The following is a 25,795-nucleotide window of genomic DNA, read 5'->3' on the forward strand; positions in this document are numbered from 1 at the left end:
AACGGCGAGCGGACGAGCGGCATTGGGGGGTTTGCCGATCCGACCGCCGGCCAACGCGTCCCAAGGACAACCGAGCCGCGGCCAGGCCACGGCATTCGAGTACGGAGATCAGCGTGGAGACCAGGACAACCTCTCGCCGCACCTTCCTCAGCCTCTCGATGGGGCTGCCCCTGGGAGCCGCGCTCGCCGCCTGCGGCACGTCGGGCCCCACCCGCGCGGGTGGCGGCGGCCCGACCGGCGGTGGCGGCGGCGGCGCCAAGGCCACCTACTGGTACCTGTCGGTCGAGCCGCAGGAAGGCGTGCGCCGCCGGGCGATCGAGCGCTTCAACAAGGCGAACCCCACCACCCAGATCGAGGGCACGGCGTTCCAGAACGACGCCTACAAGACCAAGATCAAGACGGCCATCGGCGCCGGCCAGGCCCCCACGCTGATCTGGGGCTGGGGCGGCGGCACCCTGCGCAGCTACGTGCAGGCGGGCCAGGTCGAGGACCTCACGTCCTGGTTCTCCGAGAACGCCGCCGTCAAGGACCGGCTGTTCCCCTCCTCCTTCGGCGCGGCCACCGTGGACGGCAAGATCTACGCGATGCCGTGCGAGACCGTGCAGCCGATCGTCCTGTACTACAACAAGGAGGTCCTGGAGAAGGTCGGCGTGCAGCCGCCGACGACCTGGGGCGAGATCATGGACATCGTGCCCAAGATCAACGCCAAGGGCATCGCGCCGTTCTCGCTCGGCGGGCAGTCGCGCTGGACCAACATGATGTGGCTGGAGTTCCTGTTCGACCGGATCGGCGGCCCCGAGGTGTTCCAGGCGGTGTTCGAGGGCCAGAAGGACGCCTGGTCGCACCCCGCCGCCCTCGACGCCCTGACCAAGATGCAGGACCTGATCAAGGCGAACGGCTTCATCAAGGGCTTCTCCTCCATCACCGCCGACTCCAACGCCGACCAGGCGCTGCTCTACACCGGCAAGGCCGCGATGATGCTGCACGGCGGCTGGACGTACGGCGGCATGAAGAACGACGGCGGCGACTTCGTCCCCGGCGGCCACCTCGGCTACATGAACTTCCCGCCCGTGGACGGCGGCAAGGGCGACCCGAGCAACACCGTCGGCAACCCCGGCCAGTACCTGTCGATCTCCGCCAAGGCCACGCCCGAGCAGAAGGAGATCGCCAAGAAGTTCTTCACCAGCGGCGTGCTCGACCAGACCGAGGTCAAGGAGTGGGCGGACACGGGGGCCGTCCCGATCGTCAAGGGCGCCGACGCCGCCTTCGCCTCCTCCCCCGACGCCGAGTTCCTGAAGTTCGTCTACGGCATCGCCAGCAACGCCAAGACCTTCGCCCAGTCGTGGGACCAGGCGCTCAGCCCGACCGCCGCCGAGGTGCTGCTGGACAACATCGCCAAGCTGTTCCAGCTGTCCATCTCGCCGCAGCAGTTCCAGACGAACATGAACGCGGTCATCGGCAAGTGAGCGTGATCCCGATCCCCGCCGGGCGGCGGGCGCCGACGACGGCCGGGCGAGGGGGCCGCGGCTCCCTCGCCTGGCTGGCCGTCCCGGCGTTGCTGCTCTTCGTCGCCTTCGGCGTGATCCCGCTGGTAGGGGTCCTCGTCCTCAGCTTCACCTCCTGGGACGGGCTCGGCGACATCGGCTTCGCCGGCCTGTCGAGCTGGCAGGCCGTGCTCGCCGATCCCGGGCTGCCGCACGCGCTGTGGGTGACGTTCCTCGTGATGGCCGCGTCCTGGGCGGTGCAGACGCCGGCCAGCATCCTGCTCGGGGTGTTCCTGGCCGGTCAGCAGCGCTACCGGGCCGTGCTGTCGGTGTTCTACTTCATCCCGCTGCTGCTCAGCTCGGCCGCCATCGCCATCACCTACAAGGCGCTGCTCGACCCGAACTTCGGGCTCGGCGCCGGGCTCGGCCTCGACCTGCTGGCCCAGGACTGGCTGGGCGAGCCCGTCCTCGCCTTCAGCGTGGTGATCTTCGTGGTGTCGTGGCAGTTCATCCCGTTCCACTCGCTGATCTACCAGGGCGGCGTGCGGCAGATCCCGCGCTCGATGTACGAGGCCGCCCAGCTCGACGGCGCGGGCCGGGTGCGCACGTTCTTCAGCATCACGCTGCCGCAGCTCAAGTACACGATCATCACGTCCTCCACGCTGATGGTGGTCGGGTCGCTGACGTTCTTCGACCTGATCTTCGTGCTGACCGCCGGCGGTCCCGGCGACGCCACCCGGGTGCTCGCCCTGGACATGTACAAGCGGGGGTTCCAGGCCAACCTGATGGGCCCGGCCAGCGCGATCGCGGTCATCCTCGTCCTCGTGGGCCTGGCGCTGGCGCTGCTGCTGCGCCGCCTGGGCGGCCGCGACGCCGCGGCGAGCCAGCTGGAAGGGGCCTGACATGGCGACCACGCTGACGAAACCGGCGCGGCGGGCCGCCGAGGCGTCCCGGCGGGCGGGCGGGCCGGCCGCCGCCCGCCGCAACTGGGTGGCCGGGGTGGCCGGGTGGATCTGGCTGGCGATCGTGGTGGTCCCGATCTACTGGATCGTCATCACCAGCTTCAAGGAGCAGAGCTCCTACTACGCCTCCAACCCGCTGGCGCCGCCGGCGGAGCCGACGCTGGGGGCCTACAAGCTGGTGCTGGAGTCGGACTTCGCGCTGTACTTCCTCAACAGCCTCCTCGTCACCCTCGGCGCGGTGATCCCGGCCGTCGGGGTGTCGTTCATGGCGGCGTACGCGATCGTGCGCGGCGGCGGGCGGTTCCTGCGCGGGGTGAACTCGCTGTTCCTCATGGGGCTGGCGATCCCGCTCCAGGCCACGATCATCCCGATCTACCTGATCATCATCCGGCTGCACCTGTACGACTCGCTGCTGGGCATGATCCTGCCCTCCATCGCGTTCGCGATCCCGCTGTCGGTGCTGGTGCTGTCCAACTTCATCAGGGACGTGCCCAAGGAGCTGTTCGAGTCGATGCGGCTGGACGGCGCCACCGACTGGGGCATGCTCTGGCGGCTGACCTTCCCGCTGACCCGCCCGGCCGTGGTGACGGTGACGATCTACAACGCGCTGACGATCTGGAACGGCTTCCTGCTGCCGCTGATCCTGACCCAGAGCCCGGACAAGCGCACGCTGCCGCTGGCGTTGTGGACGTTCCAGGGCCAGTACAGCGTGAACGTGCCCGCCGTGCTGGCCTCGGTCGTCCTGACCACGCTGCCCATCCTGATCCTCTACGTGGTGGGCCGCCGTCAGCTGCTCAGCGGGCTGACGGCGGGCTTCGGCAAGTGAGCGACGGCCCTCCCCCGCTCCTGCCGGGGAGGGCCGTCCGCCGCGGCGCGCACCAGGGCCTCGGCGGTCCCGGCCAGGGCGGCGCGCGCCCGCGGCCGACCGGCCGGCGGCGCGGCGCGCAGGGGCGCCAGCAGGCGCACCTCGACGGCCAGCCGCCGGGTCGCGGCCACCCGCAGCACCGAGGCGAGCAGCGAGTCCTCGCCCACGTAGCAGGCGCGGGTCGAGGGCCGGCCGTCCTCGCGGTAGCGCAGCGCGGCGGGCCGTACGGCGGCGCCCGCGTCGATCGCCGCCTGGAACACCGCCGGCCGGAAGTCGCCCATGCCGAGCCCGCACCACGTGGTGCCCTCGGGGAAGGCCACGACGGAGTCGCCCGCTCTCAGCGCCGCGGCCACGGCGGCGACCGCCGACGGCAGCGCGGACAGGCGTTCCCTGTCGATGAACAGCGCGCCCGAGCCCGCGGCCAGCGTGCGGACGGCCGGCCAGGCGGCGATCTCCCGCTTGGCCAGCGGGCGCGAGGGCACGGCGGCCGCGATGACCAGCGGGTCCAGCCACGACACGTGATTGGCCACGACCAGCTCCCCGGCCTCCCGACGTCCCCCCGAACCCGCGGCCCCGACCCCCACCCCGGCCGCATCCGGCGGCCGGGTCGCCTCCGCCGCCTCCTCGGCGACGAGGTCCAGACGGATGCCCAGGGCACGCAGCAGCAGCCGGGCCCACGTTCCGGTGACGCGCGCCCGCACGGCCGGGCCGGCGTGGCGGAGGGACAGCGCCACCGGCACCCCGGCCAGCACCACCACGGCCGCCGCGAGCAGCCGCAGCGCCCGGCGGGCCGCCCCCGCCGCGACGACCGCCGCACCCACGCACATGTCCGGCGTGCACGGGCCCGTACGCAGCCACGGGCCGGTCACGGCGTCCCGCCCAGGAAGTGACGCAGGTAGCGGGTGTTCACCTGGGCCATCGAGAGCAGCACGAAGAAGTCGGCCGTGCCGAAGTCCCGGTCGTGCGCGGGCGGCCCGCACACCCACGCGCCCAGCCGCAGGTAGCCGCGGAGCAGCGCGGGCGGCACGAACCGGTCGGAGCGCGGCGCGCCGCCGTCCGCCCAGGGCACGTACGGCGTGACCCGGTGCTCCTCGGGGCCGAGCGGCACCCGCCCGGCCACCCCGGCCGCCAGCGCGCCGCCGTCGTCGAGCGGCACCGAGCAGCAGCCGGCCAGCCACCGGTGGCCGCCGCTCACCATGTACCGGGCGATCCCGGCCCACATCAGCGCGACCACCGCGCCGTCCCGGTGGTCCGGGTGCACGGTGGTACGTCCTGCTTCGACGAGGTCGTTGCGGATGGGGGCCAGGGCGCGCAGGTCGAACTCGCCGTCGGAGTAGAGCCGGTCGGACCGCCCCGGCGGCAGCAGCCGGTACGTCCCCACCACCCGCCGCCCCTCCCGCACCAGGAGGTGGTCGCAGTAGGCGTCGAACCGGTCCACGTCGAGGCCGGAGACCGGGCTGTCGAGCCGCGCCCCCATCTCCTCGGCGAAGACCTCGTACCGCAGCCGCTGGGCCGCCTGGAGGTCGGCGGGGCTCGTGGCCATGCCGACCGTGTACCGGCTCGTGTCAAGAGAGATCGTCATGGGCGCGGGGTCCTTCCCTGAAAGCGTCTCGCGACCATGTCGTCATGCCGACATGACGGCGGGCTCTCTCGTCGGGGGCACCCAGGCGTCGGAGCGGTGAACTAGCTCGCGGCCTCCTTCTCGCGGTCGCGGCGGTTGGCGTACAGGCTGGTCAGGGTGACCGTGGTCAGGACGGCGACGATCACGCCGAGCGAGGCGAGCGTCGGGATCTGCGGCATCCAGTCCCAGACGCCGTGCGCCCAGTGCAGGACGAGCTTGACCCCGATGAAGGCCAGGATGACGCTCAGCCCGTGGTTGAGGTGGCGCAGCTTGGTCAGGACGCCCTGCAGCACGAAGTACAGCGCCCGCAGGCCCATCAGCGCGAAGGCGTTGGTGGCGAAGACCAGGAACGGGTCCTCGGTCACGCCGTACACGGCCGGCACGGAGTCCACGGCGAAGACGATGTCCGTGCCGAGGACGGCGACGGCGGCCAGGGCCAGCGGCGTCAGCGCCAGCCGCCCGCCTTCGCGCACGGCCAGCCGGGAGCCGCGGTAGTCGTCGGTGACCGGCACGAACCGGCGCACCAGCCGGACGCTGCGCATGGAGGAGATGTCCACCTGCTGCTCGTGGCCGCCGAGCACGTCCTTGAGGATCTTCCCGGCGGTGACGATGAGGATCGCGCCGAACAGCAGGAACGCCCACGTGCCGCTCTGCAGGGCGGCGGCGCCGAGCCAGATGAAGACGCCGCGCAGGACGAGCGCGCCGACGATCCCGTACAGCAGGACCTGCCGGGCCAGCGCGGGCGGGACGGCGAAGGCGGCCAGCAGCAACATGAACACGAACAGGTTGTCCACCGACAAGGACTTCTCCACCACGAACCCGGTGAAGAACTCCACGGCGACGCCGCCGCCGTGGTCCGCCCACAGGTAGCAGCCGAAGATCACCGGCAGCACCAGGTAGAACACCGACCAGCCGGCCGCCTCGCGCATGCGGACCTCGTGCGGGCGCCTGGTCAGCAGAAGATCCAGCGCCAGCAGCAGCACGAGCCCGGCGATCGCGACCAGCCAGAGGGTGGGCGTGGCGATGGTGGTCAGGGCGGGGGCAGCCTGCAATGTGCCCGGGGGCATGGGTCCTCCTCGAACGCGCGTCATCGTTCGAGGTCTCCTTCGCCCGTGCGCCGATCGCGCGGGCGGCCGCCCGGGGACGTCTGGGACGTCCGTACTGACCGGGCCGGCGCTTGCGAAGTACTCCCCTCGGCACCCTCAGCCTAGGCTAAGTCACGACATGTCACCACCTGTTGGGCGGCCCCGTCTGCGTCGGCTGCGAGAGCGCAGGGCCGAGGCATGGTCTTCACCTGCTCGCGACGAATCACGCGCCGCAGTTCGGCGAGCGCCGGGCGACTCAGTCTCCGTTGAGGACGCGCGTCATCCAGTCCAGCGATCCCGTGCTGAGCACCTCGTCCGCGAGGCGCTTCGCGGACGCCGTCCGTAGCGCGGCGAGCGAGCTGTCGATCCACGGCTGGACGTTCTGGTGCCCCTGCTCGCGGTACTCGACGGCCTGCATCAGGCATTCGAGCTTGTCGGCGTCACGAGCGCAGACGGCCTCGAGGCTGGCCTTCCCCTCGTACTCACCGACCGCGCCGGCCAGCATCTCCGCCACCGGCTCCGGGAGACCTCGTACCTGGTCGGCGGTGACCTCCTCGTTCTGCGCCGCCGTCAAGTAGCGCTTACCGACGTAGGGGATGTCGGTGACACGGGTCTCCTGGGTGTCGTGCAAGAGGCTCATGAACGCCGCGCGCTCGGGGTTGCCGCCCTCCAGAGCCGTGATCACACTCGCGATGACCGCTGTCCGGAAGGAGTGATCGGCGATGCTCTCAGGATCGCGCACCCCCGCGACCAGCCAGCCGGTGCGCTTGTAGCGCTTGAGCAGTCCGATCTCGTACAGCAGGCCCGTCAACCTCGCCAGTTCCTCCGCCATGGAAGTCCCTTCTCACCCTCGGTGGATCATGCGCAGAGCGTAGATGACCGCCTCCAGTTCGCGCTGGGACTGGGCTGACGCGATGGCCTCGTCCAGGATGCGGACAGCCGCGTCCCTGAGGGCGTCCACGGTCTGGCCGTCCACTGTCGAGGGGCGCAGCATGACCAGTGCCCACAGCGTGTGGGCCACCACGTCGAGGTAGGGATTGGCGGAGTTCAGCTTGCCGGTCAGATGCCGGAGAAGCTCGGTCCCGCGCCACGCATCCGGTCTCAGCTCGATCATGAACGTGTCCGCCGGCTGGGGTTCGCCCACCTCCCCGAGCCAGTAGGCCCAGTAGTTGAGATTGGCCACCTCGCAGACCTCGTCGGCCAGATGGACGCGGATGAAGTGCTGCAAACCCTCACGGTCGCCGAGTCTGGCCAGCGAATGGGCGCCGGACCGGACAACGGCCCATGACGGCGTCCACCCGGCCGCCCGGCTCATCCGACGTTCTCCGGCGCGTTGCATCGTTGTGAGCCAGTCCGCCGTGTCCGCGGTGTCGTCGAAGCCGGCGACATAGTGGGCCTGGCGGCGCAGCAACATGCCGTCCGCCCGGCTCGTGTCGGCACGCTCGGCCACGACCTTCAGGTGCTCGAAGAAGTGCGCGCGTTCGTCGGGCAGAAGCGAAGGCGAGGTGGCCACGGGCCCCCGGCGGGCGGTTCCCCGCGCGGCTCCCCCCAGGCCGGACGGCGTCGTCTTGGTGAACGGCCACGCCAGGAGGTCGGTGAACGGACGCGTGATCACCCATGACGCCAGCGGATGGTCTTCGGTCCCGGTATTTCCGGGGTCGGTGCCGAGCACGTAGCCGATGAACCGATCCGCCTCAAGAGCCATGTCCAGCTGGAAGAGCAGACGCGACTGGGTGCCGAGGCGTAGAAGCCAGTGCCGCAACGACAGATACGTCCCTGTGGAGATCGCCATCAGCGGGCGGCGCCCGGATTCCCACCCCTGAATCGTCGTGACGTCCAGACCGAGACGCTCGGCGAACCGTTCCTGGGTCGTCCCGGTGGACTCACGGATGACCTTGAGCACATTGCCGGAGATCCGGCCTTCCCGGCCGTGCCCGGCGTTACCCCGACCGGCTGTCAGGGTTCCCGCACCATGGGAGGTCATGACAGGAGCCACCGCCGTCCGTACTCGTACTTCCGGTCAGTTCTGCGACGTCCGCGCTGTTCATAGCGTTGCCACCAGCACGACAAGCCGATCCAGCGTAGCTCGCAGGGGCTGGCGTGACCGACTCATTCAGGTGGATCAATGGAATCATCACTCGGGACGAAGGCCGTCGGAGGCACCGATGGTGCAGAAGACCGGCAGACGGCGCAACGCCGTCCACAGCACGTGGTGCACGGTGTTCCCGTCTGACAAGTGCCTGAGCCCCCACGTTCCCACCGCTCAGCACGGTCATACTCGGCTGCGATGGCACAAGCCGTACCGGACGCTCGTACGGACGCGTCCGGTGGCCTGGACCTGCTCCTGCCGGGCCACGGTGTACGAACTGTGCGAAGGCGGCGGGCAGGCGTTCCTGCGGCGAACCGTCCGGCTCAAGGGCAAGCCCGAAGTGCACGAGACCTCTCTTCGCTCGATCCGGGCAACTGCGGCGATCTGGACAGAGTTGCTGGCCGGACGAGCCCGATAGGCCGGGCGTGGCGCGCACTTCACGGGGCTGGCAGCATCACACCAGTCTGACTGGCGGGCGGAAAAGCGCTGACTGGGCCATTTACCGTTAGGAAACTTTCCTTTATATTTGGGAGCATCCCCCAGCATGAAGGAACGGTGACATGCGCAGAGTATGGACCTTCTTAGCCATGGCGGCGGTCTCCGTCGCCACCGTCGTCGCCCTCTCCCCGCCGGCCTCGGCGCACGGTTACATCTCCGACCCGCCCAGCCGCCAGGCCAACTGCGCGGCCGGCAAGGTCAAGAACTGCGGCCAGATCATCTGGGAGCCGCAGAGCGTCGAGGGGCCCAAGGGCCTGCGCAACTGCAGCGGCGGTGACCCCCGGTGGGCCCCGCTGGACGACGACAGCAAGGCCTGGCCCGCCGCGTCCGTCGGCGACACGGTCAACTTCAAGTGGCTCATCGAGGCCCGGCACGCCACCAGCACGTGGGAGTACTACGTCGGCGGCACCCGGATCGCGGTCTTCGACGACCACGGCAGGCAACCGGGCTCCACGGTGACCCACTCGGTGAGCCTGGGCGGCCGGACCGGGCGTATCAAGCTGCTGGCCATCTGGAACATCGCCGACACCGAGAACGCCTTCTACAACTGCGTCGACCTGCAGGTGGGCCCCGGCGGACCGACGCCGACCCCCACCGCCACCCCGACGCCGACCCCCACGCCCACCCCGACCCCCACGGTGACCCCGACCCAGGGCCCGACCGGCAACTGGACGGCGGGCACCGCGTACAAGTCGGGTGACCAGGTGGTCTACAACAACGTCACCTACCGCTGCCTCCAGCCGCACACGGCGCTGCCCGGCTGGGAGCCGCCGAACGTGCCCGCCCTGTGGCAACGGGTGTGATCGTCTAGCTCCGGTGCGCGGGGGCGGTGCGGTCGGCCATGATGGACGGGCCGGCCGCACCCCCCTTCCGGAAGGACGCCGATGAAGCGACTTCTCCTCGCCCTTGGCGTCGTCGCCGGGGTGGCGGCGGCCGTCTGGGGAGTCGTCCTGCTGCTGTCCGCGACGGCCGAGCAGCCTCCGGCCAGGCAGCGATTGGCCGTCGCCCCGCTGGTGGTGCGCGACAGCGTGATCACCGACGGCGGCGGCCAGGTCGTCGAGAAGCTCGCCGCCGACTGCGCGGCCAGCCGCCACCCCGCCTTCTGCCGCCGGGTGCACGACGAGCTGACCGCGATCGATCCGCGGCTGCTCACCCGGGGCGGCCTGGTCGTGGCGACCACCCTCGACCCTCGGGCGCAGCGGGCGGCGCAGCGAGCCGTCGAGGCGCGGGTGCGCCCCGGGGACACGCCGGTCGCCGTCGAGGCCATGGTGGCGCCGGGCAGCGGCGAGATCAGGGCACTGGCGGCCAGCCGCGGCGAGGGCGCGCACGCCCTGCCCCAGGGCTCCACGGCGATGGCGTACACGCTGGCCGCGGCGCTGTCGGGCGGCTTCCGCTACGACGACGGCTTCCCCCGCGCCCGCTCCTTCCAGGCCCCCGGCTACGCCTCCTTCACCAACTGCAGAGGCGAGAACGTCGGCGACCCCGCCCACACGATCACCGGCCCCGGCGGCGACGACGGCGGCGCGTTCACCACCCTGCGCTCGGCCGCCCGCGCCGTGCCGAACCCGTTCTTCTTGCGGCTGGAGGAGCGGGTCGGCCTCTGCCGGACCGTGCGCACGGCGCAGCGGCTCGGCCTCGCCCGCCGCGACGGGACACCGTTGCAGGAGTACGAGACGTTCACGCTCGGCGTCAACGAGGCGGACACCGTCACCGTCGCCGCCACCTACGCCACGCTGGCCGCCCACGGCCTGCGCTGCGCGCCGAGGGCGGTCAAGGAGGTCCGCGACGGCTCCGGCAAGGTGCTGCACGCCCTCGTCCCCCGGTGCGAGCAGGTTCTGGACGCGGCCGTCGCCGACGCGGTGACCGGCCTGCTGCGGACCGGCGGGCTCGGCCGCGACGCGGCGGGCCTGGCGGGCAGGATCCCCGACTTCCGGTCGGCCTGGTACGCCGGTTACACCCCCGACCTGGCCGCCGCCGTCAGCCTCGGGTTCCCCGACGAGTCCGAGCCCCGCACGTTCCCCGACGGGTCCCAGCGGCGCCCGCCCACCGCCGGGCCCGATCGGCCCACGCTCACCGGCCTGACCGTCGGCGGACGCCGCTACGACAGCGTGGACGGCACCACCGTCCCCGGCCCGATCTGGCGGGCCTCGATGGCCGAGGCGCTGGGCGGGGCGCCGAGGTCCCGCTTCCCGGAGCCGGACGAGGCCCGCTTCGGCGGCTGCCGCCTGGCCTGCCCGCAGTAGGGCGTCAGCGCGCTTTCAGCAGCTCGGCGAGGCGGTCCATGGACTGGGCGCCGCCCTTGGGGCCGTCGGCTCGGACGATGGCGTCACGCGCCTCGACGGACGGGTGCACCGACCGGGCCACGTACCGGGTACGGCCGCCGGCCTCCTCCAGCCGCACGGTCTCCAGGGCCACCTCGCCCGGCGTGCCCTCGAACTCCCACGTGCGCACGTACCGCTCCGGCGGCACGACCGCGTGGTAGACGCCGCCGAAGGCGTACTCCCGGCCGCGGGCGTCGGTGTTGACGAAGCGCCACCGGCCGCCCGGCGCGACCTCCATGGCGTCCACCCGGGTGTCCAGCCAGTGGGGGCCCCACCAGCGCGGGATCAGCGCCGGGTCGGTCACCGCCCGGAACACCACGTCCCTGGGGGCGTCGAAGGCCCGGATCATGATGATGTCCTGGCGGCCGGGTTCGATGACGAATTCGGTCTCACCCATGGTCACGTCCTTCCTCGCTGTGCCGGAGCCTGCTGATCTCCTGGTCGAGCCGGTCGAAGCTGCCGGTCCAGCGTTCGCGGTAGCGGTCGATCCACGCGGAGGCGCCGTCCAGGGGCTCCGTCTCCAGGCGGCACGGCCGCCACTGGGCGTCGCGTCCGCGGCTGATCAGCCCGGCCCGCTCCAGCACCTTCAGGTGCTTGGACACGGCCTGCAGGCTCATCTCGAAGGGCTCGGCCAGCTCGTTGACCGTCGCCTCGCCGTCGGCCAGCCGGGCGAGGATGGCCCGCCGGGTGGGGTCGGCCAGGGCGGCGAAGGTGAGGCTGAGCTGGTCGTCGGGCATCGGTGCGTACGTTCCTTCCTGGGCGGTCCCGACCCTAATGGTCCACGATCGCGCCGCAGGAGACGTTCACGGTCGCCGACGTCATGGTCCGGGCCCGGTCGGAGGCGACGAACGCCGCCACGTCGCCCACGTCGGCGAGGGTGGCGAGCCGGCCGAGCAGGGTGGGCGCGCGCAGCTCCGCCTCCAGCGCGGCCTTGCCGGGGAACGAGTCGGGGATGCTCTCCGGCACGCCGCCGGTGATCAGGGTGACCACGCGCACGCCCTGCGCCCCGGCCTCGCAGGCCCACTGGCGGCGGATGCCCTCCATGGTGTCCAGCGACACCTTGAACCCGCCCAGCCCCGGCTGCGTCTGCGGCCCGCCGCCGCCGAACAGCAGGACGACCCCCGAACCGGCCATGTGCCGCACGGCGGCCCTGATGGTGAGGAACTGGGTGCGCGCGGCGACCTGGATCGGCCGCAGGAAGTCCTCGACGGAGATCTCGGCCAGCGGGCGCTGCACGTCCTGGACGGAGACGGCGTTGAACGAGACGTCGATGCGGCCCGCGCGGGCGGCCACCGAGCCGGTGAACGCGTCGACGGCCTGCTCGTCCAGCGCGTCCACGAGGGCGGTCTCCGCCGTGCCGCCGGCCGCGCGGATGTCGTCGGCGACCTCGTCGAGCGGGGCCCGGGTGCGGCCGGCCAGGAAGACGCGGGCGCCCTCGCGGGCGAAGGCGCGGGCCACCGCGCCGCCGATCGAGCCGCCACCGCCGTAGACCACCGCGACCTTTTCTCGGAGAAGCATCTCTTCCTCCTTGTTCAACCCATTGGTTTATCAACCTACAGGTTGAATACGCGGTGATGTCAAGAACTGGACAGTCCTGGAGGATCGATCCGATCTTGTCAGGACCCCGGGACGGTGTTACCTCTGGCGGGACGGGCGTCAACCGCGCGTCTTTCGCGCCCAGGAGGAACCGTGTCCACCAGACCCTGGTTACGCAGCGCCGTGATCGCCCTCGCGGTCACCGCCACTGCCCTGCCCCTGACCGGCGCCGCCCGGGGCGAACCCGGCGGGCAGGCCCCGATCGTCCACGACTTCCAGGCCGAGCAGCACGGCAGACCGGACCTGGACAACCGGCAGGGCCGCGTCCCGCCGCCCGCCGGGCTCGGCGCGCGGGCCGCCGGCGCGGAGATCCGCTGGAACGCTCTCGGCACCCCCGCCGTCGTCACCGGCGCCGCGCCGCTCGCCGAGGGCCTGGGCGAGGACCCCGAACGGGCCGCCCGCGCCTACCTGGCCGCCAACGAGCCGCTATTCGGCCTGTCGGCGGAGGAGGTCGCCGGGCTGGAGAAGGTCGCGGTCAACCCCCTCGGCGCCGGTCACGTCGTGCTCCTGCGCCAGCGGTTCGGCGGGCTGCCGGCCGGGGTGGACGGGCTCGTCGCGGTCGGCGTCGTGCGGGGGAAGGTGCGCCACGTGACCTCCTCGCTCGCCCGCGGGCAGGCCGCGCCCCCCGCCGCCGCGATCAGCGAGGCGCGGGCCCTGGAGATCGCGGCCCGCGACGGCGGCGTGGACCTGGCCACGGCGACGACCAAGCAGGTCACGAAGGTGGCCGTGCCCGCGCCCGACGGCGTGCACAGCGCGTACCAGGTGGTGCTGATCGGCGGCGGGCAGGGCGAGGCGGCGGCGTACACCACCCACGTGGACGCGGTCAGCGGCGCCATCCTCACCCGCGAGAACCTGGTCGACCACTTCGACCCGGAGAACCCGCGCTGGGCGGCCTTCCCGGTCAACCCGCCCGGCGACTACTCCGCCACCGACACCCGGCGAACCTGGTGCCAGGCGGCCGGGCCCGGCTGCGACCTCGCCACCGGCGGCGACCCGGCGACCGGCCGCGCCTGGGACGTGGACCACGCCACCGGCGCGCCGACCCACACCAGCGCGGGCAACGCCGCCCGGACGTACGAGAACCGCGCGAGCGGCGACCCGTTCACCGTCGGCACCCGCGCGAACGCGCCCTCCCCCAGCCGCAACTACGTCTACCCGTGGCGCAACACCTGGAACCGGGCCAAGTGCGACCCGGCGACGTTCGACCAGCCGGGCGAGGCGGACCTGGAGGCCGCCATCGCCAACCTCAACGCCATGCACAACCGCATGCACGACTGGTCCTACCGGCTCGGCTTCACCGAGTCGGCCTGGAACATGCAGGTGGACAACGGCGACCGCGGCGGGCTCGGCAACGACCCCGAGCTGGGCAACGCCCAGGCGGGCGCGCGCGTGGCGTCGGTGCGCGACAACGCCAACCAGATCACCGGCCCCGACGGCCTCGCCCCGATCACCAACATGTACCTGTGGCAGCCGATCGCCGGCTCGTTCTACTCCCCCTGCGTGGACGGCGACTATGACATGTCGGTCATCGGCCACGAGTACAGCCACGCCATCTCCGGCCGCATGATCGGCGGCCCGAACGCCGGCTGGAGCGGCGCGCAGGCGGGCGCCATGAACGAGAGCACCTCCGACCTGTTCGCCATGGAGTACCTCGACGAGTACGGCTTCCGCTCCTCCGGCGCGACCCCGTACGTGATCGGCCCGTACGTCACGGGCGACCGGACGCGCGGCATCCGCAACTACGACATGTCCAGGTCGCCGCTGAACTACAGCGACATCGCCTACGACCTGGTCGGCGCGCAGGTGCACGCGGACGGCGAGATCTGGACCGCCACCCAGTTCGACGTCCGCGCGGCGTTCGTCAGGCGGTACGGCAAGGGCACGCCGGCCCGGCAGCGCGACTGCGCCGACGGCAAGGTGGCGGTGGACAGGTGCCCGGGCAACCGGCGGTGGGCGCAGCTCTCCTACGACGCCCTGCTGCTGATGGCCTCCGGCGCGGTCAGCTACGTCGACCACCGGGACGCGATCCTGGCCGCCGACGCCATCCGCTTCGACGGCGCGAACCAGGACATCCTGTGGCGGGCGTTCGCCGAGCACGGCCTGGGCAAGGGCGCGGCCAGCAACGGCCCGAACGACCCCGACCCGACGCCGAGCTTCGTCGACCCGGCCGGCCGCAACGGCTCCCTGCAGCTCAAGCCGCTCGGCGAGGCCAGGGACGCGGCCCTGCGGCTGTACGTGGGCGACTACGAGGGCCGCGCGGTGCCGGTCGCCGACACCGATCCGGCCACGCCGCTGGGCGACACCGTCGAGATGACGCCGGGCACGTACCGGTTCGTGGTGGCGGGCGCCGGGTTCGGGCACGCGCGGCTGACGTTCCCGGTGGTGGCCGGGGCCAGGCTGCCGCTCCCGCTGCCGCTGCCGCGCAACCTCGCCTCGGCCGCGGCGGGCGCGACGGCCGCCGGCGACGGCGTCAACCAGGCCCGGCTGATCGACGACACCGAGGCCACGAACTGGGCCTCGCGCACCGGCGCGCCGGCCGGCCGGTCGGTCGTCGTGGACCTGGCGGGCGACCGACCGGTCACGGTGCGCAGGGTCCAGGTGAGCGCGATGCTCCGGCCCGACGTCGGCGACGCCGCCGACCCGGGCGGGCAGAACAGGTTCTCGGCGCTGCGCGCGTTCGAGGTGCTGGCCTGCGCCGCGAACTGCGCCGACCCGGCGAGCTTCAGGAAGGTCTACACCAGCCCGGCGGACGCGTTCGACGCCACGCTGCCCCGGCCGCGCGGCGCGGACCTGCTGGTGCGCTCCTTCCGGGTGCCGCCGACCAGCGCCACCCACCTGATGTTGCGGGTGGTCAGCAGCCAGTGCACCGGCAACCCGCGCTACGCGGGCGAGCAGGACGCCGACCCCGGCTCCGCGACCGACTGCGCCACCGCGAGCCCGGCGCGCGAGCAGGTGCGGGCGGCGGAGTTCCAGGCGTACGCCCACTGACCCGGCGGCGGGCCGGCCGACCGGCCCGCCGCTCGGAGAACGGCCCGCCGCTTACAGGGGCGGGCCGGGCGGTCAGAACGGGTAGTGGGCCTGTTCGGTGGCCAGGGTGATCCAGCGGGTGTTGCTGAACGCCTCCAGGCCCCACCGGCCGCCGAACCGGCCGTAGCCGGAGGAGCCGGCGCCGCCGAACGGCGCCTGCGGCTCGTCGCCCACGGACTGGTCGTTGACGTGCACGATGCCGGTCCGCAGGCGGCGGGCCACGCGCAGGCCGTGGGTGCCGTTCTCGGTGATGATCCCGGCGGTCAGGCCGTGCTCGGTGTCGTTGGCCAGGGCCACGGCCTCGTCGTCGGTGGCGAAGGCGCCGACCACGCACACCGGGCCGAACGCCTCGCCGTAGTACAGGCGGGCGTGCTTCGGCACATCGGTCAGCACCGTGGCCGGGTGCACCGCGCCGTCGGGCTCGCCGCCGCCGGCCAGCACCGTCGCGCCCTTGGCGACCGCGTCGGCGACCAGCCCGGCCACCCGGCGGGCGGCGTCCGCGCTGACCAGCGGCCCGATCACGGTCTCCGGCCGGGACGGGTCGCCGGCGGGCAGCGCGCGCACCTTGTCGGCGAACCGGCGGCCGAACTCCTCGGCCAGCGACTCGTGCACCAGCACGCGGTCGCCCGACATGCAGATCTGGCCCGCGTTCATGTAGACGCCGAACGCGGCGGCGTCCACGGCGTGGTCGAGGTCGGCGTCGTCCAGGACGATGATGGCGTTCTTGCCGCCCAGCTCCAGCAGGGCGGGCTTGAGGTGGCGGGCGGCGTGGGTGCCGATGATCCGGCCGACCTCGGTGGAGCCGGTGAAGTTGACCGCGCGCACGCGGGGGTCGGCGATGAGCGCCTCGGCGACCACCGCGGCGTCGGCCGGGTCGTTGGTGACCACGTTGAGCACGCCCGCGGGCAGCCCGGCCTCGTGCAGCAGGTCGGCGACGAACAGGCCGCACGCGATGGGGGCGTCCTCGCTGGGCTTCATGACGACGGTGTTGCCCGCGGCCAGGGCGGCGGCCACCGAGCGCACGCCGAGGATGATCGGCGCGTTCCACGGCGAGAAGGCGGCCACCACGCCGAGCGGCTCGCGCACGGCCAGGCCGAGCACGCCCTCCTCCTGCGCGGTGAGCACCTCGCCGCGCGGCGCGGTGATCGCGGCGGCGGCCTCGCGCAGCATGTTCGCGGCCAGCCCGACGTTGAACAGGGCCCACGGGCGGGTGCCGCCGACCTCGGCGGCCATCAGCGCCACGGCCTGCTCGCCGCGCTCCTGGAGCAGGTCGGCGGCCTTGAGGAAGATCGCCCGGCGGGCGAACGGGCTGGTGGCGGCCCAGCCGTCGAAGGCGGCCTGCGCCGCGTCCACGGCCGAGGTGACGTCCTCGACGCCCGCGGCGGCCACGGTCGCGTACACCTCGCCGGTGTAGGGGGCCAGGTCGGGCGTCGTGCGGCCGCTCAGGGCGGGGACGTTCTTGCCGCCGATCAGCAGCTCACGGGTGATGGTCATGCGGACTCCCCTGATATCTCGGTAAGGACGCGCTGGGCGACGGCGAACGCCGCGTTGGCGGCCGGCACCCCGCAGTAGATCGCGCTCTGCAGCAGCACCTCGCCGATCTCGTCGGCCGTCAGCCCGTTGCGCACGGCGGCGCGGACGTGCATGGCCAGCTCGTCGAGGTGCCCGTGCGCGACCAGCGCGGTGAGGGTGACGCAGCTCCTGGTGCGCCGGTCGAGGCCGGGCCTGGTCCAGATCTCCCCCCAGGCGTAGCGCGTGATGAGGTCCTGGAAGTCCCTGGTGAAGGCGGTGGTGCGGGCGACGGCCCGGTCGACGTGGGCGTCCCCGAGCACTTCCCGGCGCACCCGCATGCCGGGGGCGGCGGGCAGGTGGGCGAGCAGCGCGGCGGTGACCCGTTCCGGCTGGTCGACGCCGGCCAGGTGGGCCGCTCCCGGCACCTCCACGAGCGTCGCGCCGGGAATGCCGTCGGCCAGCTCCCTGGCGTGCGCGGGCGGCGTGGCCGGATCGTCGCGGCCGCCCAGGACCAGCGTGGGGACGGCGATGCCGGGCAGCTCGGCGCGCAGGTCGTAGCCGGCCAGGGCGTCGCAGCAGGCGGCGTAGCCGGCGGGGTCGGCGGCGGCGAGGTCGTCGAGCAGCGCCGGGTCGCCCGGCCCGGCGAACCAGCGCTTGGCCGTGGGCTCCAGCAGCGGCGCGGTGCCGCGCTCGCGGACCAGCGCGGCCCGCTCGCGCCAGCCGTCCGGCTCGCCGAAGCGGGCCGAGGAGCAGATCATCGCCAGGGACCGCAGGCGTCCGGGGTGGCGCAGGGCCAGGGTGGCGCCGATCGCGCCGCCGATGGAGATGCCGGCGTAGTGGAAGGCGTCCAGGCCCAGCTCGTCGGCCAGGTCGAGGACGAGCCCGGCCAGGCCGTCGATCGTGGACACGCCGAGCGACAGGGAGCCGCCGTGCCCCGGCAGGTCGAAGCGGACCAGGCGGAACCTGCGGGCCAGCGCGGCGACCTGCGGCTCCCACACCCGGGCCGAGGTGCCGACCGACGGGCCGAGGACGATCGGCTCGGCGTGTTCCGGGCCGTCCAGCCGGTGCTGCAACAACGTCACTTCTCCTCCAGCGCCCGCTTGACCAGGGCGGCGGCGGCGCCGGGCGGTCCGGCGACGGTCAGGGCGGCGCGCATGCGCCCGGGATGCACCCGCAGGCCGGCGACGAGTTCCGCGGCGTCGCGGGCGGCGCCGGCGACCAGGCGCAGCGCCTCGCGCAGCGGCTGCCACTCGGCGTGCCAGGCGCCGGGCGGCCGCTCGTCCTCGGCGGCGAGCGAGGCGTACAGGACGGCGGCCTGGGCGGGCACCTGGCGGGCCGCCGCGGCGATCATCGTGGCCCGCACGGGGTTGTGCTTGTGCGGCATCGACGACGAGCCGCCGCCGACGCCCTCGGACAGCTCGCCGATCTCGGTCCGCGACATCACCAGCACGTCGGCGGCCGGCTTGCCCAGCGCGCCGGCGGTGAACGCCAGCGCCCCGGCCAGGTCGGCGACGGGGGTGCGCAGCACGTGCCAGGGCAGCGTGGGCGCGGCCAGCCCCAGCTCGGCGGCGAACCGGCCGGCCACCTCCAGCGCCCCCGCGCCTGCGTCGTCCTGGTCGGCGGCGGTGAACCGGTCGAGGGTGCCGGCGGGGCCGCCGAGCTGGGCGGGAAGGGCCTCGCGGGCGGCGCGGAGGCGGTCGCGGGCGTCGAGGACCAGCTTCCGCCAGCCCGCCGCCTTGAGCCCGAACGTGGTGGGCACGGCCTGCTGGGTGAGCGTGCGGGCGGCCATGACGGTGTCGCGATGGTCCCACGCCAGCGTGGCGAGCCCGGCGGCCACCCGGTCGAGGTCGGCCAGGACCGGCCCGAGCGTCCGATGGGCGACCAGCATGAGCGCGGTGTCCAGGATGTCCTGGCTGGTCGCGCCCGCGTGCACGTGCTCCCCGTACCGCCCGGCGGCGGCGCGCAGGTCCTCCACCAGCGGGATGACCGGATTGCCGCCCGAACGCGCCCGCGCGGCCAGGCCGGCCGGGTCGAACAGCTCGGCGCGGGCCGCGGCGGTCACGACGTCGGCCGCCTCCCGCGGCGCGCGCCCGAGCGCGGCCAGCACCCGGGTGAGCGCGGCCTCCGCGTCGAGCATGGCCTGCAGGACCGCCAGGTCGCCGGTCGCCTCGGCCCCGCCGCGCATGGGCGCGAGCAGCCCGAAGTCCCCCAGACCGTCTCCGGAGGACGCGCCCGGGTTCCCGCCGGCGTGGTCAGCCGAAGTCAAGGAAGACCGTCTCCTTCTCGCCCTGCAGATGGATGTCGAAGCGGTGGACGCCCTCCCGCTCCTCGACCGCGAGCAGCGTGCGCGCCCGCTCGGGCGGCAGCGAGTCGAGGAAGGCGTCGGGCCGCAGGTAGATGCGGGTGAACAGGTGGTGGAGCAGGCCGCGGGCGAACACGCACACGCTGATGTACCCGTTGCCCGGCTCGACCGTGCGCAGGGTCCAGTGGCCGTCGGCGTCGGTGGGGACGCGGCCGAACCCGGTGAAGTCGACGCCGTGCCGGCCGATGACCGCGCCGTTGACCGGGTCGCGGCGCAGCGAGCCCGGCGCGCCCGACAGGTCGCCTGTGGGGTCGGCCTGCCAGAACTCCAGCAGCGCGTCGGGGATCGGGTCGCCGGCGCCGTCGTAGACGCGGCCGTGCACGGTGATGCCGCCGGCGGCCAGGTCGCCGCCGCCGGGGAAGGGCAGCGCGTAGCCGTAGAACGGGCCGACCGTCTGCGAGGGGGTGGGGTTCATCGGCCTTCCTCCATCCAGGTCGCGGCGGGCCCGTCGAGCACGATGTCCCACCGGTAGCCGAGCGACCACTCGGGCTTGGACAGGTCGTGGGCGTAGGTGGAGACCAGCCGCTGCCGGGCGCCGTCGTCGGTGACCGACTGCAGGATCGGGTCGTAGGGGAACAGCGGGTCGCCGGGGAAGTACATCTGGGTCACCAGCCGCTGGGCGAAGGCCGTGCCGAACAGCGAGAAGTGGATGTGCGCGGGCCGCCAGGCGTTGAGGTGGTTGCGCCAGGGGTACGGGCCGGGCTTGATCGTGGTGAAGTGGTAGCGGCCGTCGTCGTCGGTCAGGCAGCGGCCGACGCCGGAGAAGTTGGGGTCGAGCGGCGCGGGGTGGTCGTCGCGCTGGTGCAGGTAGCGGCCGGCGGAGTTGGCCTGCCAGATCTCCACGAGCTGGCCGCGTACGGGCCGGCCCTGGCGGTCGAGCACCCGGCCGGTCACGGTGATCCGCTCGCCCAGCGGCTCGCCGAGGTGCTGCCGGGTCAGGTCGGAGTCGAGGGCGGTCACGTCCGTGACGCCGAACACCGGGCCGGACAGCTCGCTCGCCTCCGGGTCCTTCAGCGCGACCAGCGGCTGCTTGGGGTGGCGCAGCAGGGTGCTGCGGTAGGGGGCGTAGTCGCGCGCGGGGTGGTCGGCGGGCCGCTCGCCGCGGGACTCGCTCAGCGCGGCGATCTCGCGGTCGATGTCGGCCTGCGTGAGTGGTTCGGACATGGACGCTACCTTTCGAGTACGACGGCCAGCCCCTGGCCGACGCCGATGCAGAGGGAGGCGAGCCCGACGCCCGAGCCGGCCGCGGCCAGCCGGTGGGCCACCGCGCCGGTGACGCGGGCCCCGGAGGCGCCGAGCGGGTGGCCGATCGCGATCGCGCCGCCGTCGGGGTTGACCAGGGCGGGGTCGAGCTCGGGCAGCTCGGCCAGGCAGCCGAGCACCTGCGCGGCGAACGCCTCGTTCAGCTCGACGGTGGACAGGTCGCCGAAGCCCTTGCCGGCCTTGGCCAGCGCCTTGCGCACGGCCTCGACCGGGCCGAGCCCGAAGTAGCGCGGCTCGAGCGCGCTCGCGGCGCTCGCGGTGAGGCGGGCCAGCGGCTCGCGGCCGCGCAGCCCCTCCTCGTCGGTCAGCAGCAGCGCCGCCGCGCCGTCGTTCAGCGGGGAGGAGTTGCCGGCCGTGACCGTGCCGCCGTCCTTTCTGAACACCGGCTTGAGCCGGGCCAGCGCCTCGGCCGAGCTGTCGTCGCGGATGCCCTCGTCCCTGGTCAGGCCGGCGATGGGGACGATCTCGCGGTCGAGGGCCGCCTTGGCCGCCTTCCGGTGGCTGCCCAGCGCGTACGCGTCCTGCTCCTCGCGGGTGATGCCGTGCTTGTCGGCGATCAGCTCGGCGCCCTCGCCGAGCGCGACCGTGTGCTCGGCGGGCATCCTCGGGTTGACCAGCCGCCAGCCGAGCGTCGTGGAGACCAGCTCCCCGCCGCCCGCCGGGAAGGCGCGGTCGGGCTTGGGCAGCACCCAGGGCGCGCGGGTCATCGACTCCACGCCGCCCGCGATCACCGTGGAGGCGTCGCCGACCGCGATCGCCCGGTACGCCTGGATGATCGCCTCCATGCCGGAGCCGCACAGCCGGTTGACGGTGGCGCCGGGCGTGGTGACCGGCAGCCCGGCCAGCAGCGCGGCCATGCGGGCGACGTTGCGGTTCTCCTCGCCGGCGCCGTTGGCGTTGCCCAGGATCACCTCGTCGGCGCTCTCCTGGCCGGTCCGCTCGACCAGCGCCGCGACGACGTGCGCGGCCAGGTCGTCGGGGCGCACCTTGGCCAGCGCGCCGCCGTGGCGGCCGAACGGGGTGCGGACGGCGTCGACGATGTAGACGTCCTTCATGCGATGACCTCCGCGTCGGTACGGTTGCGCAGCTCGTCCAGGCCCACGCCCGGCGCGCTCTCGACCAGGGCCAGTCCCTGGCCGGTGACGTCGAGGACGCCTAGGTCGGTGATGATCCGGTGCACGCATCGCCGGCCCGTCAGTGGCAGCGAGCACTCCTCGACGATCTTGGGTGAGCCGTCCTTGGCGTTGTGCTCCATGATCACGATGACCTTGCGCGCGCCGTGCACCAGGTCCATGGCCCCGCCCATGCCCTTGACCAGCTTGCCGGGGACCATCCAGTTGGCCAGGTCGCCGCAGGCCGAGACCTGCATCGCGCCGAGCACGGCCACGTCGATGTGACCCCCTCGGATCATGCCGAACGACAGCGAGGAGTCGAAGAACGACGCGCCGGGGAGCACGGTGACCGTCTCCTTGCCCGCGTTGATCAGGTCGGGGTCGACGTCGGCGGGCGCGGGGTAGGGGCCGACGCCGAGGATGCCGTTCTCGGAGTGGAGGACGACGTCGACGCCCGGCGGCAGGAACGACGGGATGCGGGTGGGCAGGCCGATGCCGAGGTTGACGTAGTCGCCGTCGCGCAGCTCGGCCGCCGCCCGCGCGACCATCTGGTCACGGGTCCAGCTCATGCGGTGACTGTCCCTCCTGCCGGAGGCGGGGTGATCGTACGCCTCTCGATGCCCTTGTCGGCGGCCTGCTCGGGGGTGAGCGGGAGCACGCGCTGCACGAACACGCCGGGCAGGTGGACCTCGTCGGGGTCGATGTGCTCGGCCAGCTCCTCGACCTCGGCGACGGTGACGCGCCCGGCCATGGCGGCCAGCGGGTTGAAGTTCCTGGCGGCGCGGTGGAAGACCAGGTTGCCGGACCGGTCGCCCCTGGCCGCCCGGACCAGCGCGAAGTCGGTGCGGATGCCGTGCTCCAGGACGTACTCCCGGCCGTCGAACTCGCGCACCTCCTTCGGCGGCGAGGCGACGGCGACCGTGCCGTCGGGGTGGTGGCGCAGCGGCAGGCCGCCGTCGGCGACGGGGGTGCCGACCCCGGCCGGGGTGTAGAAGGCGGGGATGCCGCTGCCGCCGGCCCGCAGCCGCTCGGCCAGGCTGCCCTGCGGGGTCAGCTCGACCTCCAGGTCGCCGCCGAGGTACTGCCGGGCGAACTCCTTGTTGTCGCCGATGTAGGAGGCGGTCACGCGGGCGATGCGCCCGGCGGCCAGCAGGATGCCGAGGCCGCCGCCGTCGACGCCGCAGTTGTTGGACACGACGCCGATGCCGGTCACGCCGGTGTCGTAGAGGGCCTGGATCAGCACGTTGGGGATGCCGCTGAGCCCGAAGCCGCCGACCGCGAACGACGCGCCGTCCCGCACGCCGGCCAGCGCCTCCGCGGCCGTCGCGACCACCTTGTCTCTCCGCACGACGCTCCGTTCAGCCGAGGATGTCCGCCGAGTGCCCGCCCAGGGGGTGTTCGCTCTGCGAACTTTAGTTCACTATTATGAGTTCGAGTATCTGTAACCGGGGCGTTCCTGTCAAAGCCCCCACCTGGACGAGGAGCCGCCGATGGAACCGGCCGGGACCCTGGAGCGCGGCCTGGCCGTGCTGCGCGTGCTGGCCGCCGACCCCGGGCGGCCCATGCGCGCGACCGACCTCGTCCGCGCCACCGGGCTGGCCAGGTCCACGGTCGACCGCGTGCTGGCCACGCTCGTGCACCTCGGCCACCTGCGGGCCGACGGCCGCGACGTGCTGCTCGCGCCGCCGCTGATGGCGCTGGGCGCGGCCTACCTGGCCTGCGACGGCCTCCAGGAGAGCCTGTCGCCCCTGGCCGAGCGGCTGGCCGCCGAGCTGGAGGAGTCGGTCTCGCTGGCCGTGCGCGACGGCGACGGCGTGCGCTTCGTCGGCCAGTTCACCCGGCGGCGCACGATGTCGGTGGCCTTCCGGGTGGGCGACCTGCTGCCCGCCGGGCGGTGCGCGGCCGGGCTGGCCCTGCTCGACCCCGCCGCGCCGTGGGCCGAGGACGACCAGCTCATCGAGCCGGGGCTGATCGCGGTCGCGCTGCCCGTCCGCGACCCCGGCGGCACGGCGGTCTGCGCGGTCAGCGTGGTCAGCCACACCAGCAGGCACACGGTGGCCGGGCTGCGCGAGCACGCCCTGCCCCGTCTGCGCGCGACGGTGGCGGACATGGAGGCCGTCCTGGCGGCGCTGCCCGCCCGCCCCCGGGAGCCGCGCCGCGCGCCGGCCGGCCTCGACGGTTCGCGGGCCGTCAAGGAGGAGCTGGGCATGGGTTACCTCCAGTCGCTCGCCCGCGGCCTGGCCGTGCTGGTCTCGCTCGGGTCGGCGCGCGGCGGCTGCACGCTGGCCGAGTCCGCGAGGGTGACCGGCCTGCCCCGGGCCACCGTCCGGCGCGCGGTGCAGAGCCTGGAGCGCCTGGGCTACGCCGCCGCCGCAGGTGACCGCCATGTGCTGCTGCCCAAGGTGCTCGAACTGGGCTACGCCCACCTGTCGGAGCGGACGTTCGGCGAGGTCGTCCAGCCGCACCTGGCCGACCTGGTGGCGCGCGTCCGCGAGTCGGCGTCGGTGGCGGTGCTGTCCGGCGACGACGTGCTCTACGTGGCCCGGGTGCCCACGGTCAGCATCATGAGCGTGGACATCACGGTGGGCACCCGCTTCCCGGCGTACGCCACGTCCATGGGCCGGGTGCTGCTGGCCGGGCAGCCCGCCGCGCGGGTGGCCGCCATCGAGCCGAAGCCGCTGTCCCGGCACACGATCACCTCGCCGGAAGGGCTGGCCGCAGCCGTGCAGCAGGCCGCCGCCGACGGGTACGCGCTGGTGGACCAGGAGCTGGAGGAGGGCGTGCGGTCGATCGCCGTGCCCGTGCGCGGGCCGGACGGGCGTGTGGTGGCCGCGGTCAACGTGGCCACGCACGCCGGCCGGGCCAGCCGCGACCACCTGCTGCGCGAGGTGCTGCCCGAGCTCAGGCGGACGGCCGCGCGCATGGAGGCCGACCTCGCGCACACCGGCCGGCTCCCCTAGCGGGCCTGTCTGAGCGGGCGCTGCCTACCGGGTGGCCTCGGCGCGGGCCTCGCTCGGGGTCAGGCCGTACCGGGCGCGGAAGAGCCGGGCGAAGTGGGCCTGGCTGGAGAAGCCCCACCGGTGGGCCACGTCGGCGATCGTGGTCTCCAGCGCGCGCGGCCCGGTCAGCTCGGCGTGCGCCCGGACCAGCCGCCGCTCCACGATGTGCCGGGCGGGCGAGCGGCCGGTGGACTCGAAGATGCGCGCCAGGTGCCGCACGGAGATGCCCATGACCCCGGCCACCTGCGCCGCCCCCAGGCACGGGTCGTGCAGGTGCCGGTCGATGTAGTCCTCGGCGACGATGAGCTGCGACCGGTAGGCGTCCGGCCCGGGGCGCCCGCCCGTACGCTCCTCGGCGAGCTGCCTGAGCAGGTCGAGCACGGCCCGCTCGGCCTCGGCGGGGTCGGGCGCGGCCCGCAGGGCGGCCAGGCCGCCGATCATCGAGCGCAGCGCGGCCACGAGCGCGCCCTCCCGCGCCGTCGCCCTGCCGAACACCATCGGCCCCGGCAGCCCGCCCGCCACACACGCCTGCGCGAACAACTCGCGCGGGACGTCCACCAGGATCTGCCGCATCGAGGAGGAGAACCCGAACAGGTACGGCCGGCGCGTGTCGTAGACGACCAGCTCGCCCGCCGTGGCGGCCAGGCAGCCGTTCTCGTGCAGGAACACCGCCTCGCCCTTGAGCAGCAGGGTCGCGAACACCGAGTCCTTCGGCGTGGACCTGACGGTCTGCGGGCTGCGCTCGATCGCGTGGGCGTTCCCGGCGATCTCGGCCAGCCGCAGCCCGGCCAGCTCGATGTTGGTCTGCCGGGCCAGCAGGCCGTGCTCGGAGTACGACGTGCACGACAGGCCCACCAGCGCCCTGCGGTTGTAGTCCTCCCAGAAATGGATGCGCTCGGCGGGTTCGACGTGCTCGGTCGTGGCCTGGGAGATCACGGAGACGGCGGACAAGGCGACCCTCCTCGCGTTCGTGCCGGTCAGGGGACACACAGCTTAGGT

At 73.4% G+C, this 25,795-nt stretch carries 24 protein-coding genes; 7 read left to right on the forward strand and 17 right to left on the reverse strand.

Annotated features, from left to right (window positions below):
* The first annotated feature begins 113 nt into the window (after positions 1–113).
* Genes ACFYYW_RS13830 through ACFYYW_RS13840 form a run of 3 tightly spaced genes read left to right on the forward strand, consistent with a single transcriptional unit; the run spans position 114 to position 3,272 of the window.
* The gene (locus ACFYYW_RS13830) at positions 114–1,466 is read left to right on the forward strand and encodes an extracellular solute-binding protein (RefSeq protein WP_352328308.1); all 1,353 of its coding nucleotides are present in this window, start codon (positions 114–116) and stop codon (positions 1,464–1,466) included.
* Entirely contained in the window at positions 1,463–2,386 is a 924-nt protein-coding gene (locus ACFYYW_RS13835; protein WP_387648359.1) for a carbohydrate ABC transporter permease, read from the forward strand. Before ACFYYW_RS13830 ends, ACFYYW_RS13835 begins: the two co-directional genes overlap by 4 nt.
* A 1-nt stretch (position 2,387) precedes the next feature.
* Positions 2,388–3,272: a carbohydrate ABC transporter permease gene (locus ACFYYW_RS13840; protein ID WP_387648362.1), complete on the forward strand. Its 885-nt coding sequence runs from the start codon at positions 2,388–2,390 to the stop codon at positions 3,270–3,272.
* Here the strand turns inward: ACFYYW_RS13840 and ACFYYW_RS13845 are convergent.
* The 5 genes from ACFYYW_RS13845 to ACFYYW_RS13865 form a co-directional block, all read right to left on the reverse strand.
* Positions 3,233–4,180, reverse strand: a complete 948-nt coding sequence (locus tag ACFYYW_RS13845) for a lysophospholipid acyltransferase family protein (RefSeq protein WP_387648364.1) — start codon at positions 4,178–4,180, stop codon at positions 3,233–3,235. The two genes, ACFYYW_RS13840 and ACFYYW_RS13845, sit on opposite strands and share 40 nt — an antisense overlap.
* The gene (locus tag ACFYYW_RS13850) at positions 4,177–4,893 is read right to left on the reverse strand and encodes a GNAT family N-acetyltransferase (RefSeq protein WP_387648367.1); all 717 of its coding nucleotides are present in this window, start codon (positions 4,891–4,893) and stop codon (positions 4,177–4,179) included. Before ACFYYW_RS13850 ends, ACFYYW_RS13845 begins: the two co-directional genes overlap by 4 nt.
* A 101-nt stretch (positions 4,894–4,994) precedes the next feature.
* Positions 4,995–5,999 (reverse strand): TerC/Alx family metal homeostasis membrane protein, encoded by a 1,005-nt coding sequence (locus ACFYYW_RS13855; protein ID WP_387648370.1) that lies wholly within the window; start codon positions 5,997–5,999, stop codon positions 4,995–4,997.
* Between the two features lie 274 nt (positions 6,000–6,273).
* On the reverse strand, positions 6,274–6,849 hold the full coding sequence (locus ACFYYW_RS13860; RefSeq protein WP_387648373.1) for an HD family hydrolase: 576 nt from the start codon (positions 6,847–6,849) through the stop codon (positions 6,274–6,276).
* A 12-nt stretch (positions 6,850–6,861) separates the two neighbouring features.
* On the reverse strand, positions 6,862–8,001 hold the full coding sequence (locus ACFYYW_RS13865; protein WP_387648376.1) for a helix-turn-helix domain-containing protein: 1,140 nt from the start codon (positions 7,999–8,001) through the stop codon (positions 6,862–6,864).
* 665 nt (positions 8,002–8,666) lie between these two features.
* On the opposite strand from ACFYYW_RS13865, the gene ACFYYW_RS13870 reads away from it, so the two are divergent.
* Positions 8,667–9,407, forward strand: a complete 741-nt coding sequence (locus ACFYYW_RS13870; protein WP_352327828.1) for a lytic polysaccharide monooxygenase — start codon at positions 8,667–8,669, stop codon at positions 9,405–9,407.
* 81 nt (positions 9,408–9,488) lie between these two features.
* Positions 9,489–10,847 carry a hypothetical protein gene (locus ACFYYW_RS13875; RefSeq protein WP_387648379.1) on the forward strand — a complete coding sequence of 453 codons (1,359 nt, stop codon included), beginning with the start codon at positions 9,489–9,491 and terminating at the stop codon, positions 10,845–10,847.
* 4 nt (positions 10,848–10,851) lie between these two features.
* On the opposite strand, the gene ACFYYW_RS13880 is transcribed toward ACFYYW_RS13875, so the two are convergent.
* Genes ACFYYW_RS13880 through ACFYYW_RS13890 form a run of 3 tightly spaced genes read right to left on the reverse strand, consistent with a single transcriptional unit; the run spans position 10,852 to position 12,443 of the window.
* The gene (locus tag ACFYYW_RS13880; protein ID WP_387648381.1) at positions 10,852–11,322 is read right to left on the reverse strand and encodes an SRPBCC family protein; all 471 of its coding nucleotides are present in this window, start codon (positions 11,320–11,322) and stop codon (positions 10,852–10,854) included.
* Positions 11,315–11,662: an ArsR/SmtB family transcription factor gene (locus ACFYYW_RS13885; RefSeq protein WP_387648384.1), complete on the reverse strand. Its 348-nt coding sequence runs from the start codon at positions 11,660–11,662 to the stop codon at positions 11,315–11,317. The genes ACFYYW_RS13880 and ACFYYW_RS13885 overlap by 8 nt, the downstream gene beginning before the upstream one ends.
* Before the next feature lie 34 nt (positions 11,663–11,696).
* A complete protein-coding gene (locus ACFYYW_RS13890) occupies positions 11,697–12,443 on the reverse strand; it encodes an SDR family oxidoreductase (protein WP_352327824.1) in 747 nt (248 codons plus the stop codon).
* A 171-nt stretch (positions 12,444–12,614) separates the two neighbouring features.
* On the opposite strand from ACFYYW_RS13890, the gene ACFYYW_RS13895 reads away from it, so the two are divergent.
* Complete coding sequence (locus tag ACFYYW_RS13895; RefSeq protein WP_387648387.1) at positions 12,615–15,509, forward strand: M36 family metallopeptidase; 2,895 nt, start codon at positions 12,615–12,617, stop codon at positions 15,507–15,509.
* A gap of 72 nt (positions 15,510–15,581) precedes the next feature.
* Here the strand turns inward: ACFYYW_RS13895 and ACFYYW_RS13900 are convergent, their stop codons facing one another.
* The 8 genes from ACFYYW_RS13900 to ACFYYW_RS13935 are packed head-to-tail and all read right to left on the reverse strand — an operon-like array spanning position 15,582 to position 23,145.
* Positions 15,582–17,042, reverse strand: coding sequence for an aldehyde dehydrogenase family protein (locus ACFYYW_RS13900; protein ID WP_387648389.1), 1,461 nt, complete (start codon positions 17,040–17,042; stop codon positions 15,582–15,584).
* Positions 17,039–18,136, reverse strand: a complete 1,098-nt coding sequence (pcaC, locus tag ACFYYW_RS13905; protein ID WP_387648905.1) for a 4-carboxymuconolactone decarboxylase — start codon at positions 18,134–18,136, stop codon at positions 17,039–17,041. Before pcaC ends, ACFYYW_RS13900 begins: the two co-directional genes overlap by 4 nt.
* A 2-nt stretch (positions 18,137–18,138) precedes the next feature.
* Positions 18,139–19,326, reverse strand: coding sequence for a 3-carboxy-cis,cis-muconate cycloisomerase (gene pcaB, locus ACFYYW_RS13910; protein WP_387648391.1), 1,188 nt, complete (start codon positions 19,324–19,326; stop codon positions 18,139–18,141).
* Complete coding sequence (gene pcaG, locus ACFYYW_RS13915; protein WP_387648393.1) at positions 19,313–19,837, reverse strand: protocatechuate 3,4-dioxygenase subunit alpha; 525 nt, start codon at positions 19,835–19,837, stop codon at positions 19,313–19,315. The genes pcaB and pcaG overlap by 14 nt, the downstream gene beginning before the upstream one ends.
* A complete protein-coding gene (gene pcaH / locus ACFYYW_RS13920; RefSeq protein WP_352328074.1) occupies positions 19,834–20,586 on the reverse strand; it encodes a protocatechuate 3,4-dioxygenase subunit beta in 753 nt (250 codons plus the stop codon). The genes pcaG and pcaH overlap by 4 nt, the downstream gene beginning before the upstream one ends.
* 5 nt (positions 20,587–20,591) lie before the next feature.
* Positions 20,592–21,740 (reverse strand): thiolase family protein, encoded by a 1,149-nt coding sequence (locus tag ACFYYW_RS13925; RefSeq protein ID WP_387648397.1) that lies wholly within the window; start codon positions 21,738–21,740, stop codon positions 20,592–20,594.
* Positions 21,737–22,366 carry a CoA transferase subunit B gene (locus ACFYYW_RS13930; RefSeq protein WP_387648399.1) on the reverse strand — a complete coding sequence of 210 codons (630 nt, stop codon included), beginning with the start codon at positions 22,364–22,366 and terminating at the stop codon, positions 21,737–21,739. Before ACFYYW_RS13930 ends, ACFYYW_RS13925 begins: the two co-directional genes overlap by 4 nt.
* Positions 22,363–23,145 carry a CoA transferase subunit A gene (locus tag ACFYYW_RS13935; protein ID WP_387648402.1) on the reverse strand — a complete coding sequence of 261 codons (783 nt, stop codon included), beginning with the start codon at positions 23,143–23,145 and terminating at the stop codon, positions 22,363–22,365. The genes ACFYYW_RS13930 and ACFYYW_RS13935 overlap by 4 nt, the downstream gene beginning before the upstream one ends.
* Before the next feature lie 142 nt (positions 23,146–23,287).
* Here ACFYYW_RS13935 and ACFYYW_RS13940 point away from each other — a divergent pair, with 142 nt between their 5' ends.
* Positions 23,288–24,757, forward strand: a complete 1,470-nt coding sequence (locus ACFYYW_RS13940) for an IclR family transcriptional regulator C-terminal domain-containing protein (RefSeq protein ID WP_387648404.1) — start codon at positions 23,288–23,290, stop codon at positions 24,755–24,757.
* A 24-nt stretch (positions 24,758–24,781) separates the two neighbouring features.
* On the opposite strand, the gene ACFYYW_RS13945 is transcribed toward ACFYYW_RS13940, so the two are convergent.
* The gene (locus tag ACFYYW_RS13945) at positions 24,782–25,747 is read right to left on the reverse strand and encodes a helix-turn-helix domain-containing protein (RefSeq protein WP_387648407.1); all 966 of its coding nucleotides are present in this window, start codon (positions 25,745–25,747) and stop codon (positions 24,782–24,784) included.
* Positions 25,748–25,795: the final 48 nt, after the last annotated feature.

This window comes from Nonomuraea sp. NPDC001831 (genome assembly GCF_042892035.1).
GTDB lineage: Bacteria > Actinomycetota > Actinomycetes > Streptosporangiales > Streptosporangiaceae > Nonomuraea.

Bases quoted from the DNA above. Each gene is read 5' to 3' on its own strand.
- ACFYYW_RS13925 (WP_387648397.1), bottom strand. From the start codon at position 21,740: ATGAAGGACGTCTACATCGTCGACGCCGTCCGCACCCCGTTCGGCCGC.
- ACFYYW_RS13940 (WP_387648404.1), top strand. From the start codon at position 23,288: ATGGAACCGGCCGGGACCCTGGAGCGCGGCCTGGCCGTGCTGCGCGTG.
- pcaH (WP_352328074.1), bottom strand. From the start codon at position 20,586: ATGTCCGAACCACTCACGCAGGCCGACATCGACCGCGAGATCGCCGCG.
- ACFYYW_RS13865 (WP_387648376.1), bottom strand. From the start codon at position 8,001: ATGACCTCCCATGGTGCGGGAACCCTGACAGCCGGTCGGGGTAACGCC.
- ACFYYW_RS13860 (WP_387648373.1), bottom strand. From the start codon at position 6,849: ATGGCGGAGGAACTGGCGAGGTTGACGGGCCTGCTGTACGAGATCGGA.
- ACFYYW_RS13930 (WP_387648399.1), bottom strand. From the start codon at position 22,366: ATGAGCTGGACCCGTGACCAGATGGTCGCGCGGGCGGCGGCCGAGCTG.
- ACFYYW_RS13890 (WP_352327824.1), bottom strand. From the start codon at position 12,443: ATGCTTCTCCGAGAAAAGGTCGCGGTGGTCTACGGCGGTGGCGGCTCG.
- pcaG (WP_387648393.1), bottom strand. From the start codon at position 19,837: ATGAACCCCACCCCCTCGCAGACGGTCGGCCCGTTCTACGGCTACGCG.
- ACFYYW_RS13900 (WP_387648389.1), bottom strand. From the start codon at position 17,042: ATGACCATCACCCGTGAGCTGCTGATCGGCGGCAAGAACGTCCCCGCC.
- ACFYYW_RS13870 (WP_352327828.1), top strand. From the start codon at position 8,667: ATGCGCAGAGTATGGACCTTCTTAGCCATGGCGGCGGTCTCCGTCGCC.
- ACFYYW_RS13885 (WP_387648384.1), bottom strand. From the start codon at position 11,662: ATGCCCGACGACCAGCTCAGCCTCACCTTCGCCGCCCTGGCCGACCCC.
- ACFYYW_RS13850 (WP_387648367.1), bottom strand. From the start codon at position 4,893: ATGACGATCTCTCTTGACACGAGCCGGTACACGGTCGGCATGGCCACG.
- ACFYYW_RS13840 (WP_387648362.1), top strand. From the start codon at position 2,388: ATGGCGACCACGCTGACGAAACCGGCGCGGCGGGCCGCCGAGGCGTCC.
- ACFYYW_RS13880 (WP_387648381.1), bottom strand. From the start codon at position 11,322: ATGGGTGAGACCGAATTCGTCATCGAACCCGGCCGCCAGGACATCATC.
- ACFYYW_RS13875 (WP_387648379.1), top strand. From the start codon at position 9,489: ATGAAGCGACTTCTCCTCGCCCTTGGCGTCGTCGCCGGGGTGGCGGCG.
- ACFYYW_RS13855 (WP_387648370.1), bottom strand. From the start codon at position 5,999: ATGCCCCCGGGCACATTGCAGGCTGCCCCCGCCCTGACCACCATCGCC.